The sequence below is a fragment of the Gorillibacterium sp. sgz306347 genome (assembly GCF_059735245.1).
The window spans coordinates 108,973-123,275 of record NZ_JCAPET010000010.1 but is presented as its reverse complement, the minus strand read 5'-3'; the positions used below and the strand labels follow the sequence as shown (position 1 = coordinate 123,275).

General features: G+C 55.3%; 17 protein-coding genes and 1 pseudogene. All 18 read left to right on the top strand.

The features are described 5' to 3' along the window. The first annotated feature begins 527 nt into the window (after positions 1–527). The 18 genes and pseudogenes from AC6I6H_RS08040 (at position 528) to AC6I6H_RS07955 (ending at position 14,188) form a co-directional block, all read left to right on the top strand. Complete coding sequence (locus AC6I6H_RS08040) at positions 528–947, top strand: HK97 gp10 family phage protein (RefSeq protein WP_497953224.1); 420 nt, start codon at positions 528–530, stop codon at positions 945–947. Positions 948–963: 16 nt separating this feature from the next. Further along, positions 964–1,407, top strand: a complete 444-nt coding sequence (locus tag AC6I6H_RS08035; RefSeq protein WP_497953223.1) for a phage tail terminator family protein — start codon at positions 964–966, stop codon at positions 1,405–1,407. Then, positions 1,379–1,591, top strand: a complete 213-nt coding sequence (locus AC6I6H_RS08030; protein ID WP_497953222.1) for a hypothetical protein — start codon at positions 1,379–1,381, stop codon at positions 1,589–1,591. The genes AC6I6H_RS08035 and AC6I6H_RS08030 overlap by 29 nt, the downstream gene beginning before the upstream one ends. Before the next feature lie 3 nt (positions 1,592–1,594). Next, positions 1,595–2,911: a phage tail sheath family protein gene (locus AC6I6H_RS08025; RefSeq protein WP_497953221.1), complete on the top strand. Its 1,317-nt coding sequence runs from the start codon at positions 1,595–1,597 to the stop codon at positions 2,909–2,911. Between the two features lie 2 nt (positions 2,912–2,913). After that, the gene (locus AC6I6H_RS08020; RefSeq protein ID WP_497953220.1) at positions 2,914–3,387 is read left to right on the top strand and encodes a phage tail tube protein; all 474 of its coding nucleotides are present in this window, start codon (positions 2,914–2,916) and stop codon (positions 3,385–3,387) included. A gap of 113 nt (positions 3,388–3,500) precedes the next feature. Continuing rightward, the gene (locus tag AC6I6H_RS08015; protein ID WP_497953219.1) at positions 3,501–3,920 is read left to right on the top strand and encodes a phage tail assembly chaperone; all 420 of its coding nucleotides are present in this window, start codon (positions 3,501–3,503) and stop codon (positions 3,918–3,920) included. A 260-nt stretch (positions 3,921–4,180) separates the two neighbouring features. After that, complete coding sequence (locus tag AC6I6H_RS08010) at positions 4,181–6,253, top strand: phage tail protein (RefSeq protein ID WP_497953218.1); 2,073 nt, start codon at positions 4,181–4,183, stop codon at positions 6,251–6,253. Between the two features lie 110 nt (positions 6,254–6,363). Continuing rightward, positions 6,364–7,032 (top strand): LysM peptidoglycan-binding domain-containing protein, encoded by a 669-nt coding sequence (locus AC6I6H_RS08005; RefSeq protein ID WP_497953217.1) that lies wholly within the window; start codon positions 6,364–6,366, stop codon positions 7,030–7,032. Positions 7,033–7,044: 12 nt separating this feature from the next. Beyond that, positions 7,045–8,016: an XkdQ/YqbQ family protein gene (locus AC6I6H_RS08000; RefSeq protein WP_497953216.1), complete on the top strand. Its 972-nt coding sequence runs from the start codon at positions 7,045–7,047 to the stop codon at positions 8,014–8,016. Beyond that, positions 8,016–8,303 carry a DUF2577 domain-containing protein gene (locus AC6I6H_RS07995; RefSeq protein ID WP_497953215.1) on the top strand — a complete coding sequence of 96 codons (288 nt, stop codon included), beginning with the start codon at positions 8,016–8,018 and terminating at the stop codon, positions 8,301–8,303. The genes AC6I6H_RS08000 and AC6I6H_RS07995 overlap by 1 nt, the downstream gene beginning before the upstream one ends. Next, complete coding sequence (locus AC6I6H_RS07990; protein WP_497953214.1) at positions 8,300–8,710, top strand: DUF2634 domain-containing protein; 411 nt, start codon at positions 8,300–8,302, stop codon at positions 8,708–8,710. The genes AC6I6H_RS07995 and AC6I6H_RS07990 overlap by 4 nt, the downstream gene beginning before the upstream one ends. Further along, entirely contained in the window at positions 8,703–9,782 is a 1,080-nt protein-coding gene (locus AC6I6H_RS07985) for a baseplate J/gp47 family protein (RefSeq protein WP_497953213.1), read from the top strand. Before AC6I6H_RS07990 ends, AC6I6H_RS07985 begins: the two co-directional genes overlap by 8 nt. Then, positions 9,775–10,404, top strand: coding sequence for a putative phage tail protein (locus AC6I6H_RS07980; RefSeq protein ID WP_497953212.1), 630 nt, complete (start codon positions 9,775–9,777; stop codon positions 10,402–10,404). Before AC6I6H_RS07985 ends, AC6I6H_RS07980 begins: the two co-directional genes overlap by 8 nt. Continuing rightward, on the top strand, positions 10,404–11,861 hold the full coding sequence (locus AC6I6H_RS07975) for a tail fiber protein (RefSeq protein ID WP_497953211.1): 1,458 nt from the start codon (positions 10,404–10,406) through the stop codon (positions 11,859–11,861). The genes AC6I6H_RS07980 and AC6I6H_RS07975 overlap by 1 nt, the downstream gene beginning before the upstream one ends. Then, positions 11,861–12,259, top strand: a complete 399-nt coding sequence (locus AC6I6H_RS07970) for a hypothetical protein (RefSeq protein ID WP_497953210.1) — start codon at positions 11,861–11,863, stop codon at positions 12,257–12,259. The genes AC6I6H_RS07975 and AC6I6H_RS07970 overlap by 1 nt, the downstream gene beginning before the upstream one ends. A gap of 297 nt (positions 12,260–12,556) precedes the next feature. Next, positions 12,557–12,946, top strand: coding sequence for a hypothetical protein (locus tag AC6I6H_RS07965; protein ID WP_497953209.1), 390 nt, complete (start codon positions 12,557–12,559; stop codon positions 12,944–12,946). A gap of 4 nt (positions 12,947–12,950) precedes the next feature. Further along, a pseudogene (locus AC6I6H_RS07960) lies at positions 12,951–13,427 on the top strand (N-acetylmuramoyl-L-alanine amidase family protein); the annotation flags it as partial. Positions 13,428–13,819: 392 nt separating this feature from the next. Next, positions 13,820–14,188 carry a phage holin gene (locus tag AC6I6H_RS07955; protein ID WP_497953208.1) on the top strand — a complete coding sequence of 123 codons (369 nt, stop codon included), beginning with the start codon at positions 13,820–13,822 and terminating at the stop codon, positions 14,186–14,188. Positions 14,189–14,303 lie beyond the last annotated feature (115 nt).

Genomic DNA, 14,303 nt, shown 5'->3' with positions numbered 1-14,303 from the left:
GCATAGCCAAAAAATCCACCCTGAAATAACGCAACTTTATTTTCAGTGGTGCCCCCAGGGCATGAGTGGCTAACGGTTGCCAGCGGGCTTATTATCGCAAAAAGGAGTCCTAACGAGGAAAAACCCCCCAAATAAGCTCTGTGGCAACCGTTACAAATTTCAACGCTCCTTTATAGCCCTAATAGCCTCTGTGGCAACCTTTAGAACGGCCAATGACAAAAGGATACAAGCGGGCGGGGAAACGATGAGCAACCCGGGGAAATTGAAGGTGCGAGAAACCGCGTCCATCCAAAATGCGAACATATGATCCTGTTTTGATACTCGATTGATAGCCATGTGGCACCACAACCCCCTTTTTCCCGTGCTATTATGGTAATGTGCCTTACTGAGTCGAACGGAAGACGAGCCGCTATCCAAGCGCTCGTCTTTTTGTTTACGCAAAATCGGCGGGCAAGCGGCCGCCGCGCTTAACTAGCGCACCTTTAACTCAGACGCACACGTGAATCAAGCGAAGAAAGGAGGACGCTATGGGCAGCATGGGCAAGGTGGACTATTCCGCCGTTGCGGCATGGAACAGCCAATGGAAGGCAGCTTTTTCAAAAGAGCGCGTGGACGCTTTTATCGAAACGCTTCTGAAGGAGACGGCAGTCAACACGGTCGCTGCCCTGCGCAAACGCACCCCGGCGGAAAAGGAAAACGTCCGGGAGCACTGGCGGAAGGGGAGCGTGCAGCGGAAAGGCGCGCGCTGGGAGATCGAGATCGGAAACGATTCCCCGCATGCCTCCCGGGTGGAGCACGGCTACAAGGACGCGGCCACCGGAAAGCTGGTGAAGGGCCGCGGCATGGAAAGCCGCACCATGCGGGAGCTTGAGGAAGCGCTCCCCGGCCTGATTGTAAAAAGGCAGGACCGCTGGCTGAAGCAGGGTCTTTCCGGCAAGCCGAGTTAGAAAGGGGAGAAACCCAATGTTGACGGCATCCGATCTATGGGAAGGCATTGTCTCTGCGCTGGAGACGTCTTTTCCGGGAATTCCGGTAACGGAAGAGGAAGGCTCCGCCGAACCGGCGCGGCCGTGTTTTCAGGTAAGCCTGACGACAAGCCGGCGCGAACGGGAAATGGGCCGCCGTTACCGGGTTCAGCATTTGTTCACGGTCCGGTATTTTCCGTCCGAAACTTCCGGGATTCGCGAAGCGGTGGATGTCCTTTACGACTGTCTGGAGACGGTGAACGCCCGGGGGGAGCTTGTTGGCGGCACCGGGATGCAGGCCGAGCGGGTGGACGACTCGCTTGTGTTTGCGGTCCAGTACAGCTTTCGCGTGACCCGCCCGGAGGTTCCGGGCGTCAAAATGCAAACGATGAATCAGGAGGCGAACGTAAAGCATGACGAATTCGAACAAACAACCGGCTGAAGCCGGCATTCCGGCCGCCCAAGCAGCGGCTGACACGCTTTATACGAAGGAGCAATTCCTTGCGTCGGCCCAATACACCGGCCGCCGCGATCTCGTAGCGGCGCTGCTTGAAGACGGCGCGACCTACACGACCGCCGAGGTCGAAGAAGCAATCCAAACCTTTTTGAATCAGGAGGTGCTGTAAGTTATGGCAGGAGGAACATTTACCGCACAAAACAAAGTCCGCCCGGGTGTTTACGTCAATTTCAGCAGCGAAGCGAAACCGGTGGGCGCGATGGGCGAACGCGGCACGGTTGCCGCTGCACTTCCCCTTTCCTGGGGACCGGCCAGGACGATGCTGACGGTGAAAGCCGGAGACGATCTGGCCGCTATTCTCGGCTATGATGCGTCCGCGCCGCAAATGCTACCCGTCCGCGAAGCGCTGAAGCGCGCCGGCACGCTGCTTTTGTACCGGCTGAACGCCGGCACGAAGGCTTCGGCGGCTCTCGACAGCCTGACCGCCACCGCTCTTCACGGCGGCCTGCGCGGCAACGACATTCGCGTCTCGATTCAACCGAATCTGGATCAAGCGGGACAATTCGACGTCATCACTTGGGTGGACGGCCGGCAGGCCGATGTCCAAACCGCGGCCGATGCGGAATCGCTTGCCGATAACCGCTGGGTCGAGTTTTCGGGCACCGGCGAGCTGACGGCAAACGCCGGCACTCCGCTGGCTGGCGGGGCGGACGGAACCGCGACGAACCAAGACCATGCCGATTTCCTGACGGCGCTGGAGCTACAGGACTTTCAAACGATCGCGCTGGTTTCCACGGATGCGGCTCTCAAAGCGCTGTACATCGCATTCGTGAAACGGCTTCGCGACAGCGAAGGCATCAAGGTTCAGGCGGTGCTGGAAAATGCAGCCGGAGCCGATCACGAAGGCATCATCAGCGTCAAAAACGGTGTCCGGCTGGAGGACGGCACCGTGCTGAGCCCCGCTCAGGCAACGGTTTGGGTTGCTGCGGCGACGGCCGGCGCGCAGCCCAACCAATCCTTGACCTACAGCGTGTACGAAGGAGCGGTGGACGCGGAGCCCCGTTATACCGGCTCCCAGATCGAAGCGGCGCTCAAAGCCGGCGAATTAGTGTTCGTTCATAATAACGAGCGCGTTATCGTCGAGCAGGACATCAACACGTTGCGCAGCTTTGCGCCGGAGAAAGGGAAGTCGTTTTCCAAAAACCGCACCCTGCGGGTGCTGGACGGACTGGCGAACGACTGGAAACGCGTGTACGAACGCTCCTATGTCGGCAAGGTGAATAACGATGCAAACGGCCGAGCCCTTTTCCGCAGCGAATGCATCAACCTGGTGCTCGACTATGAACGCCGCGGCGCGGTGCAAAACTTCAATCCGCAAACGGATATCTCCGTTCTCCCCGGCGCGGAAGCCGACGCCATTTTCGTGGAAGCCAGCGTTCAGCCGGTGGATGCGATTGAAAAAATCTACATGAAAGTGCAGGTGAAATAAGTATGGCTAACACGACGACTTTGCGCGCGGGCGATACGATTTCGGGACAACAAGGCGTGGCTTTTGCAACGATCGGCGGGCAACAAATTGAAATGTTTTTTATCAAAACGCTTGAAGCGACCATTGAAAAGCAAAAAGCGGAAATTAAAACGCTCGGCAACCGCGCCACCCAGCACAAAACAACCGGCTGGTCCGGCACCGGCAGCATGACGATTTACTATGTCACATCCGCGTTCCGCGAACTGATGCTGGATTACATCGACAAAGGCGTGGATACGTATTTCGAAATCCAGGTGACGAATGAAGATCCGGGGTCTTCCGCGGGCCGTCAAGTCACTACACTGAGGAATGTTAACCTCGACAGCGTCATGGTCGCGAAGCTGGATGTAGAGGCCGATGCTCTCGAGGAGGACATGGACTTCACCTTCGAAGGCTTTACGATGACGGAACGCTTCTCCAACATCGCTTCGAACTAATACCAACCCGGCTCGGGCGCATGTTGGCACGTTTGCCTGTTTCGACGCTTTTTTAAGATCGAACGGCGATTGCGGAGCAGCGCCCGAAGCCCGTAAACGAAAGGGAGACGAAAATGAGCGATTTGAGCCTGTTTTATGCCCAAAATGCGGCGATGGACGTAACGGAGGATTTTGTGGTATCGGCGCGTTTCCAGGCAAACGGCAAGCCGGTGCCGTGGAAGCTGCGGAGCATGACTGAAAATGAAAACGAGGAATGCCGCAAGGCCGCGACCAAACGCGTGAAAAGCAAAGGGGGCGCAACCGTACCGGAAACGAACCCGGAGGAATACCTGGCCCGGCTCACGGCGACCAGCGTGGTCTATCCGGATTTGAAGAACGCCGAGCTGCAAAAGTCGTACGGCGTTCTCGGCGCGGAATCCCTGCTCCGCAAAATGCTGCTGCCCGGCGAATATGCCGCCCTCGTGCAGAAGGTGCAGGAGCTGAACGGCTTCGACAAGGACATGAACGAGCTTGTGGATGAGGTAAAAAACTGATCGCGGAGGGCGAAAGCACGGCGAATTACGCCTATTACGCCCTCCACGAGCTCGGCATCCTCCCGCATGATCTGGTCCGCATGAGCCGCCGCGAACAGGCGGCGATCTACGCCATGATCGATGTCCGCATCGAGCAGGAAAAGAAACGGATGAAGAAAAGCAAGAGCAGGTAGCCGTCCTCCGACGCGCTTGCTCATCACATAACGGCCGGGCGCTTGTCCGCGGGCGGCGTCCGGTTCATGAAGAAAGGAGGGGTAGATTTGGCGACTTTTCAAGTATCGATTTCCCTTTTTAACCGTATGTCCGGGCCGATGGACGACATTACAAACGCGATGGAACGTTTAATGGATCGCATGGAGGACTTTTCCGCCTCTGCAAATGCCATTACACGAACAAGCAGAGGAATAGTGGATGCTCAGGGCAAGATTCAAAGAGCTTGCGAGCGAAGCGAGCAAGCATTTAATTCTTTGAAAAAGACCATGAACGAAACAGAAACATCCGGAGAAGAGCAAAACAGCGGGGATGAAAAACCGGCAAAGAAAGACAACTGGATAAAGAAACAAATAAAAAATTTAGCGACGTTGGAAAATGCTCAAAAACTGTTGAAATCTACAATGGGCGCCGCTGTGGCGGACTTTAATCTGGAAAACATGTTCATGGTTCGTTCTGGAAGTTCGAAACTGGGGTCTGAAATGTTCGACCAATTTCGTACACAGGCTATTAAGGCCGGCGTGGATGTAAATAAGTCCATGCAAGGATCATTGGCGTTTTTGAGTAAAACCAATAAGATTGGCCAAATAAGCCAGTTAAATAGCCTGGCACAACGATTGTCCGCGTTTACAGGCAGCGATATAACAGCTGCAATGAACGCCATTAAAGACACTCTCGGCGGGGATACCAAATCTTTAGCCGGCATGTTGAATGTTCCGCAGGATAGCCTCAAAACGATGGGATTGGAGAAAATGGGGAAGGCGGGGGATGTTGGCGGCCTGATCACCTCGATGAATTCAGTTTTTGAGAGCCAAGGCATGGGGGAAGGGGTCTATGAGAAACTGCTTGGTCAACCGCAGCAAGTCATTGCTTCCATAAAAGGGCAGTTCAAGGCTGGGTTGGCTGATGCAGGCGCTTCTGCCTTGAACGGGATTATGCCTGTTCTCACCGAATTGAATAACGCGTTTGCCAGCGGAGCATTCCAACCCATATTTGACGGGCTAGCGTCCGCTCTGGACATTGTGGTTCTGCTGGCGAAAGATCTGTACACCAACTTTATGGCGATTTATACCTTCTTCTCGGATAACTGGACAACCGTAGGGCCAATTATTTGGGGCATTGTAGCGGCTATTGGCGCTTGGATAGTAGTCACGAGATTACAAGCTATGGCGCAAGCAATCAGTACTGTCGCTACTTTTATCCAAACATTGGCTACAACAGGGCTTGCAACGGCTTGGAGAGCTTTAAATAACGTAATGAAAGCTAACGTGATTGTTATTATCATAGCGGCAGTCGCCGGCTTGATTGTTTGGCTGGTTCAACTTTGGAAAACCAATGATTCCTTTGCTGCCGCTTTGTTTCGGGCTTGGAATACCATACTAAACTTTATTGATACCGCCAAAGTTTTCTTCGTTCAGATGGGCCATTATATTTCGAATTTCTTTATGTCGATTGGAAATGGAATACTTGCGGCAATAGACGGAATTGTAAATGGTGTTATAGGACAGATCAATGATTTAATTAATCTCATTAACGAAATTCCTGGCGTGGATATCCCCGAATTACCGGAACTGAACCTTGAGGGCACGTATGGAGTTGATATTGACAAAAGACAAGCTGCACAAGCTGCAGAAATTGCAGCGATGAAGCTCCAAAACATTCAAAAAGCCGCCGAACGCGAGCAGCAGGTGAAAGATATGCTGGCGAGCCGGGAGAAATCAAAAGCAGAAGAAGCAGCAACAAAAGAGAATCCATTTAATATTACGAAGGATAACAAAGACTTGTTTGAGAAATATAAAGAGCCTCCCACTGCTCCGCCGCCGCCCGGAGGCAACGGCACCAACGGCTTCACCGGAGGGGTTCCGGGCAATATCAACAAGGTCAACGAAGTCGGTCAGATCGGTTCGGTCAACGACACGGTGGACATCTCCAGCGAGGATTTGAAAACGATGCGGGAGCTGGCGGAAATGAGCAGCATTCAGAACTTCGTCTCACTTACGCCGACGGTCAGCTTGTCAACCGGCGACATCAACAGCGGGCATGACGTCGACACGATCATTTCCATGATCTCGACCACGCTGGAAAATCAAATCGCCAGTTCGGCGGAGGGGGCGTACGGATGATAAAGACGGAAACGGTTCGAGCCAATGCGGCGATCAAAGCAGCTGATCCCTTCGCAGGTTCCGCTGGTGCTGCCCGTTCCAACGGTGCCTCCAGGGAAACCGGAGCTGGTATGGCAAACATAGCCTCAGCTCGAAAAGAGAATAAGCTGTATGCCATCTCACTGTCTTATGGAAACGAAGCCGAAAAGATCTACCTGCCCGTTCTTCCGGAAAGCTTTGAGGCAAGCGACGGGACGGAGGGAAATGAATACGATCTGGGACTAGCCGGCCCGATCAATGTTATCGGAAGCCGGAAGCTGACGGAGTTCAAGTTCTCGAGCTTTTTTCCGAGGGTTGCGCAGCCATACGTCAATCCGGCACACCCGCTTCTCCCGCCCATGCAGTATGTAACGCTGATCCGCAAATGGATGCGGTCGCGCAAACCGGTTCGTTTGCATCTCATCACTTCTTCCTATCACGTAAACACGGCGGTCAGCATCGACTCCTTCAATTGGAAGGAGGTTGCCGGTACACCGGGCGACATCGAATACGAGATCAGTTTGAAGGAATACGCCTTTTACGGAGCCAAAGCAGTCGCCAAAAGCGGGAAACCCGTTACGAAAGAAACCCGTCCGGGAACGAAAACGAAGCCGAAAACCTACACGCTGGTCAAAGGGGACACGCTGTACAAGATCGGCAAAAAATTCGGCGTCGACTGGCAGGCTATTCAGAAACTGAATAAAATCAGCGACGCCGAGCTGCGCAGGCTGCAAATCGGGCGGGTCATCAAGCTGCCATAAGGAGGGCATCCCTTGCTGGAATTTATGATGGACAACCGCAACGGCAATCTGTGGGACATTTCGCGGATCGCGACGGACATCAGCTGGAAAACCTCCCGGATCGGCAAACCCGCCTCGCTTGATTTTTCGCTGATCAAGGGCAGCCTTTTTGAAAGCGACAAGTTTGAGATCAACCCCGGCGACGTGGTCCGGCTGCGCAAGGACGGGCGCAATGTTTTTTACGGGTATGTTTTTCAGGTCGGCGCCGGCAAAGATGAAAAAGTCAGTCTGACCGCTTACGACCAAACGCGTTATCTGATGTACAACGATTCCTATTCCTTTGTTAACACCCCTGCCGACGAAATCATTCGCCGGATTGCCGCCGATTTCAAGCTGCAAGTAGGCACGCTCGCCAAAACGGGCTTTTCCATCCCGCAGCTGGCGGAGATCGATAAAAAGCTGATGGACACGATCTGCAAAGCGCTGGATAAAACGCTGGTCGGAACCAAGAAGATTTTTACCTTGTACGACGATTTCGGAAAGCTGACGCTTCGCAACTCGGAGGACATGCTCCTTGATTTCTGGATCGGGGATGGCAGCTTGATGACGGATTACGAGTATTCGCGTTCGATTGACGGCGAGACGTATAACCAGGTGAAGGTTTTTCAGGAAAACAAGGAAACGGGAAAACGCGACATCCACGTGGTCAAGGACAGCCCCAATATCGCCAAATGGGGGCTTTTGCAGCTGTACCAAAAGGCGGACGAAAAAGCGAATCAAGCGCAAATTAATGAATTGATGGACAACCTGCTCAAGCTTCACAACCGCGAGGAACGGAAGCTTTCGATCAGCGCGATTGGCGACCTGCGTGTCCGGGCTGGCTGTTACCTGCGGATGTGGCTGCCCGAGTATGAAATCAACCAGCCGTTTTTGGTGGAGGAGTGCAGTCACAGCGGTCTGGAAGGAACCAACCATACGATGAAACTGGAATTGAAGGTGATCTGATGGCATTGCTCGATACGATTAAAAAAGCCGGGCTGGGCGCGGTCAACGCCGAAAATCCGGTCGCCGTCCTGCTCGCCCAAATTGTCCGAACGAATCCTCTGGAGGTAAGCGTGAATCCCCGGCTTACCCTTACGGAGGATTTTTTGATTGTGCCGGAGCGGATGCATCCGGATGGAACCGGCGGGGCGGGGCATACCGCCTTGCAGACGGGCGACTCGGTGATTCTCTTGCGGGTGCAGGGCGGCACCCAGTTTGTGCTGCTGGATAAGGTGGTGAAGCCGTCGTGATTCCGGAAGGCGCATTAACGGCAGAAGCATTGGAGCAGTTAGAGGAAGAAATGCCTGACCGCACGTATCGCCTGGACCCCGATAATGGCCGTATTTCCGGCATGGTGGACGGGCTGGAGGCGGTCAAGCAGGCGGTTTTCAAAATCCTGCAAACGGAGCGTTTTCAGCACCTGATCTACGACGGCGAGTACGGAAGCGAGTTTGACGGCATATGGGAATTACCCCCGGTCTTTGTTCCCTCGGAGCTCGAACGGCGGCTTCGCGAAGCTTTGATGCAGGACGACCGGGTGACGGACATGACGGATTTGCAGGTTTCCGTGGAAGGCGAGGATGCGGCGGTTTCGTTTACCGTTGTTACGCGGTATGGTGACCTTTATTTGAAAAAGGAGGTGGAGCGAAATGTATGAGCACCAAACCTTTGACGCTTTGCTTGAACGGATGCTGGAGCGGACGCCGGCCGACATCGACAAGCGGCCGGGCAGCGTTATCTATGACGCGCTGGCCCCCGCGGCGATGGAGCTGGCGGATGCCTACGTCCAGCTGGACGTGCAGCTCAGCTTGCTGTCCGCCCAGACGGCGAGCGGCATTTACCTGGAGCGGAAGGCGGCGGACGACGGGGTTCTGCGGAAGCCGGCCAGTCCGGCACGCCGAAAGGGCCGCTTCGTGGGCGCCTCCGGCGAACCGGTGGAGGTTCCGCTGGGCAGCCGGTTTTCCATTGAGCTGTTAACGTTCACGGCTTACGAAAAGCTGGCGGAAGGAACGTATGCGCTGGAGTGCGAAACCGCCGGAACCGCGGGAAACTCCGCGAGCGGCGTTTTGCTCCCGATTGATTTCGTACCCGGATTGGCGCGCGCCGAGCTTGGGGAGCTGCTGGTTCCCGGAACGGATGTGGAATCGGATGAATCCCTCCGCGCGCGGTATCTGGAACGGAACCGCAATCCCGCCACGAGCGGCAACAAGGCGCAATACCGCAGCTGGGCTCTCGCGTATCCGGGCATTGGAGCGGCCCGGGTGGAGCCGCTGTGGAACGGCCCCGGCACTGTAAGAGTGCTGGTTTTGGACGCGGTGAAGGAACCCGCGGCGGAGCAGCTGGTCGAGGAGCTGCAAGCGTACCTCGATCCGGTTCCGGGAATGGGGGAAGGGGCCGCCCCGCTTGGCGCGGCGGTTACGGTAGCATCGGCTGCGGCTGTCCCGGTTTCCGTGGAGGCGTCGGTTGTCCAGGACGGCTCACGCACGGCGGCTCAGATTGAAGCGGATTTTCGGGAGGCGCTGACCGCTTATCTTCGGTCGATTGCTTTTTCGGCGGAGGCTTCCGCGCGGTATGTGCGGATCGGCTCGCTGCTGCTCGACACGCCGGGCGTCCAAGACTACACCGGCCTGCTGGTAAACGGCGCGGACAGCAATGTTTCCGTCGGCTTTGGCGAAGTGGCCGTGACCGGAACGGTTGCGCTGGCGGAGGCGGTGGCGTCATATGGCTGAAGCAGTTGAAGCGGCTTCACGCGTTATGGCTGAGTCCGCCGGCGGCGCGGGGGGCTTTCCGGTAACAAGCGAAAAAGGGCAGACCATGCTTTCCCATTTGCCCGGCTTTTATGAAGGCATTCGCGAAATGCGCGTTCTTTTGCAGACGGAGGGGACGGAGCTGGATGGCCTTTTTCGCGGCATGGATGACGTGCTGGACCAGTTTTCGGTCGGTACGGCGTCTTGGGGACTGGCCTTGTGGGAAAAGGAGCTGGGGCTTTCCACCGAGGTGGCCAAGCCCGTCGAGCAGCGCCGCTCGGTGATCAACTCGAAGCGGCGGGGCGTCGGCAAAGTCGGCGCCTCGCTGATCAAGCAAGTGGCGGAAGCTTACGAGCGCGGGGCGGTGGAGGTGACGGTACAGCCGGAGCGGAGCCAGTTCACGATCCGTTTTGTCGACACCTACGGCACGCCGCCCAACCTGGGCGATTTGAAAGCGGCCGTGGAGGAGATCAAGCCGGCGCATTTGGCGGTGGAGTATGTATTCAAATATTTGACCTGGAACGACCTGGAGTCCAGAGGCCCGACCTGGGACCAGCTGGACGCCCGAAGTCTGACCTGGGATCAATTGGAGGTGTGGCAGTAATGCCGGAAAATACGGAACGCTTGGGCCTTCCGCTGCCGCTCGGCACGGAGACGGTAAGCCGCGAGGCCATTAACACGATTTTTCGCAAAATCGACGAAGGGGTCGCCACGCAGGAAGACCTGCAGGCGCTGCGGGAAGCAGTCGAAAGCATGACCATCCCGGACGCCTCTCTGACAGCCAAGGGAAAGGTACAGCTTTCCAGCGCCACGGACAGCACTTCCGAGAACCTGGCAGCCACGCCAAAGGCGGTTAAGGCGGCGATGGATAAGGCAAACTCGGCTTTTCAATCAGCCAGTGACGGCAAAACCGCCATCGCCGCCGCGATCACTGGCATGGGGCAGTCTGCGGCGGGAAGTGAGTCGTACGGGCAGTTAGCCGGGAAAATTGGCGCCATATCCAAGGACGCTACGGCAGGACCAGTCGACGTTTTGGCAGGAAAAACTTTTTATGCTGGTGGATTAAAGCTTACCGGTTCTGTCGTCATAAAGATGGATTCCTCTGTTGGAGATGCCAATGGGGCTGATACGCTGTTCATTGGATCAGACCATAACGCTGCGGTAGGGCGTTTGGATTTTAACCTTCCACCGGGCTACTATAGTGGTATCATTCGCCTGCATATTAAAGACCTACTCCCTCAATATATCCGGAGTGACGTGCGAGTAGGCGGTGTCAACGGCATTCAAGGTACGCTGCCCGTACAAGCATCGTACACATATCCTATTAATTGGACAGGCCCAGTAGGAGGACCTTTGTATGTAAGAATTCCACAAGGTGCTTACGTGCATAATACGGCAGCCGGTTATCCTGAAATTATGATTGAAGAGCCTGAATGGCGTCCTGAGAATATACGGAGTGACAAAAATCTTTTTGGCTTGCAGGGTTCGATTCCGATAAAAAACGGAGCAAACGGAAATTTAGCACCTAATCACCACGCCCCGTCTGAAATCGCTTCGTGGCCGGATGGTAATCTTTTCGTCCGCCCGAATGGAACTGGAGGCGCAGGGCAGCAGCTTTATGAGGGAGATTGCTGGATTAGGCTGGTTGATCCTGATTTTGTTGCGTCAAACATCCGCAGTGGAGTGGACATCTTTGGTGTAATAGGATCGCTGGCGCCCGGCGTTAGGAGTGCAAAAGGTAGTGGCATGACAGACTTCACCGGAAGGGTGACTGTTACAGGACTGGGATTCACGCCAGCCTATATCATTGTAGAAACGTACAATTCAGATTATGCGTCACTCTGGAGGGCGTCATACGTACCTCCAAATACAACGGATAGCTTCAGTGGATCGTTAAGTACGTCCAATGTTGCAGTCACCGGAGGCGGAGGGGGCGGAAGCTCCAACATGAACAGCAATCCGGCGAAACAATGGGTGATTACCAGCGACGGGTTTGCTGTTGGCGGCATGGGATGGATATTACAGATCCCATTCAAATATCATTGCTGGGAGGCGTTTTAATGCTGATAGGCCGCAGGATTTATTACGACCAGGAAACCGGGAACATCATCCAGGACACCGGAGAGCGCTCCGGCGATGTCATCGAGACGACCATCGAGCAGGACTTCGCCGCTTACACAGCGTTGGCGGAACGAGTACGAGAGACGGTCGGCTATGTCCAATTAGAATATGGTCAGTACGCTCAGGACTTCGCCGAGGGCAAGCTTGATCGAATTGACCCAGAGACGGGCGAATTGCTCTTCTCCTATCCGGATCTGGAGCAGCCGGGCGGATTGACTCCGCCGCAAGTACCGCTTACGGAGCAAGTGGCAGTTTTAAAAGCCGAATTGGACGAAAAGGACCGTGAGAACAAGAACGCATTGTTTGAAATCTACAACTTAATCATGGGCGGCAAATGACGGAGAAAGTCAATAGCTGCCTTGTGTTTTCTCTTACAACCGCATGTAGAGGGAGATGAATTACAAATGGTTATCGTAATGGCGTCATTGATCCTTTGGGGCGACATAACATTTTCTCAGGTACCGGACTCATCTAAATCCACTGTTAAGGCACGACTGTTAACGTTAGGATACGACGAGAACGGTCAACCGCTTCAATCGGCCGAACCGACCGCTTAATAGCACGCTCACAAACGTTTTTTCACGCCCCCGCACCCTTGCGGGGGCTCTTTTGGTTCCCGCAAAAGGGGGGATAGAATGCCGGAATTAATTAGCGACGATACGCTGAACCGACTGGACGAGGTGGAGACGCAGCTGCAGGGGCTGAGCGGAGAATTTGCGCGGCTGGCCGCCACGTCTCTATCGGACCAGCATAAACTGAAACTACTGGAAGAAACCGCAAAACGCCACGAGGACGAAATGCGGCAGATCAAAGATTCCTCGCGCCTTATGCAGATTCAATTTGAACAAGTCATGGGCAAAATCGACAACCTGGAGATGAAGCTGTTTTCCTGGCTCCAGCAGTCCGTTAACGAAAGCGGAAAAGAACGCCAGGTCAGCCAGAAGCAATGGATGCAGTTTTTGCAGTTTGTTCTCGGCGGCACAATTGTCGCCATTGTCACTTATTTGTTTGCCAAAGGAGGCTAACGTAATGAAACGAATTGTGATCGACCCTGGGCACGGGATGAACGACCCCGGCGCAACGGGGAGTGGAATGCAGGAGAAAAACCTTACGCTCGATATCGCCAAAAAGATAGCCGGTTACCTGGCAGGCCGAGCCGACGTTCGCCTGACGCGCACCAACGACACCACCTTCAGCGCCGACAAGTCGACAGATCTGAGCGCCCGGGCGAATTTTGCCAATCGGCTCGGGGCGGATTATTTTCTGTCTGTTCATATTAATGCAGGCGGCGGCAGTGGATTTGAATCATTTGTTTACAGCGGCCCCGTCAGCTCGGAAACGACACGGATTCGCTCCATTGTGCATCGTCGGGTGGCGGCCGTGTTCACGCGGCATGGCTTGAAGGACCGCGGGCAAAAAAGCGCCAATCACGCCGTCACCCGCGAAACGAACATGCCCGCTTCGCTCTTCGAATATGGTTTTATCGATTATTCGGCGGATGCCGCATTGCTTGCATCGGAAGCCTTCCGCAGCGAAGTCGCAAAAGCGACCGCCGACGGACTGGCGGAAGCCTTGTCGCTCCCCGCTTCCGGTGCATCAGGCGTCGGAGCTTCGCCGTCTTCGCCATCTGCGCCTGGCGCCGGTTCGCCCGCACCATCCAAACCGGTTCCCAATGCACCCGTTCCCGGAGCTCCTAAACCAGGCAGCCCGGCGAATCCCGGCAATCCTGCCGCACCGGACGCTCCGGCAGCCGAATGGAAGCTGGAGTTGCACCGTCAGGCGCTTGCGAAAGGCTTGATTACCTCCGACTGGTCCGACAAGCTGGACGAACCGGCCCCGGTTTGGATGGTGCTGGCGGTAGCACTCAATCTGGCAAAGGCAAAAGGAGGAAAATCCGAATGATGGAACACATCGAGCCTTACCTGGGGGCGCTGCTGCAATGCCTGGCTGCTCTGTTCATGACGCTGCTGCTCGCCGGACTTGCCGCCATCCGGGAAAAAGTCTCCGCTTGGCTGGAAACCAAAACAACGGCCCAGCAGAGAGAAATGCTGCACAAGATCGCCAAAGAGGCGTTTGCGCTGATCGAATCCGCTTTTCGCGATGCCGGCGGGGAAGCGAAACTCCAGCAAGCCGAGCAGTATCTGAATGACCGGCTCGCTTCGCTTGGGCTTTCCTTTACCGCTGCCGAAATCCGGGCGGCCATCGAGAAAGCGGTGCTGGAATACAACCAGCAAACAAAACCCGTTTCTCCCCCTGCGGCGAGTTAACCATAGATTCCAGCTTACCAGAAGGTTATTCAATGAACGCCCTCTCCCAAAGACCATAGCGGTAAGCGGGGAGGCGTTCTTTTACATATCAGGATGCTTCCCTTGGGTACGGCTC

Excerpts from the sequence above, each read along its gene's own strand:
- AC6I6H_RS07980 (WP_497953212.1), top strand. The coding sequence starts at position 9,775 with ATGGCTGAAGCAGTTGAAGCGGCTTCACGCGTTATGGCTGAGTCCGCC.
- AC6I6H_RS07985 (WP_497953213.1), top strand. The coding sequence starts at position 8,703 with ATGTATGAGCACCAAACCTTTGACGCTTTGCTTGAACGGATGCTGGAG.
- AC6I6H_RS08030 (WP_497953222.1), top strand. The coding sequence starts at position 1,379 with ATGACGAATTCGAACAAACAACCGGCTGAAGCCGGCATTCCGGCCGCC.
- AC6I6H_RS07975 (WP_497953211.1), top strand. The coding sequence starts at position 10,404 with ATGCCGGAAAATACGGAACGCTTGGGCCTTCCGCTGCCGCTCGGCACG.
- AC6I6H_RS08040 (WP_497953224.1), top strand. The coding sequence starts at position 528 with ATGGGCAGCATGGGCAAGGTGGACTATTCCGCCGTTGCGGCATGGAAC.
- AC6I6H_RS08020 (WP_497953220.1), top strand. The coding sequence starts at position 2,914 with ATGGCTAACACGACGACTTTGCGCGCGGGCGATACGATTTCGGGACAA.
- AC6I6H_RS07965 (WP_497953209.1), top strand. The coding sequence starts at position 12,557 with ATGCCGGAATTAATTAGCGACGATACGCTGAACCGACTGGACGAGGTG.
- AC6I6H_RS08015 (WP_497953219.1), top strand. The coding sequence starts at position 3,501 with ATGAGCGATTTGAGCCTGTTTTATGCCCAAAATGCGGCGATGGACGTA.
- AC6I6H_RS07970 (WP_497953210.1), top strand. The coding sequence starts at position 11,861 with ATGCTGATAGGCCGCAGGATTTATTACGACCAGGAAACCGGGAACATC.
- AC6I6H_RS07995 (WP_497953215.1), top strand. The coding sequence starts at position 8,016 with ATGGCATTGCTCGATACGATTAAAAAAGCCGGGCTGGGCGCGGTCAAC.
- AC6I6H_RS08005 (WP_497953217.1), top strand. The coding sequence starts at position 6,364 with ATGGCAAACATAGCCTCAGCTCGAAAAGAGAATAAGCTGTATGCCATC.
- AC6I6H_RS08035 (WP_497953223.1), top strand. The coding sequence starts at position 964 with ATGTTGACGGCATCCGATCTATGGGAAGGCATTGTCTCTGCGCTGGAG.
- AC6I6H_RS07955 (WP_497953208.1), top strand. The coding sequence starts at position 13,820 with ATGATGGAACACATCGAGCCTTACCTGGGGGCGCTGCTGCAATGCCTG.
- AC6I6H_RS08025 (WP_497953221.1), top strand. The coding sequence starts at position 1,595 with ATGGCAGGAGGAACATTTACCGCACAAAACAAAGTCCGCCCGGGTGTT.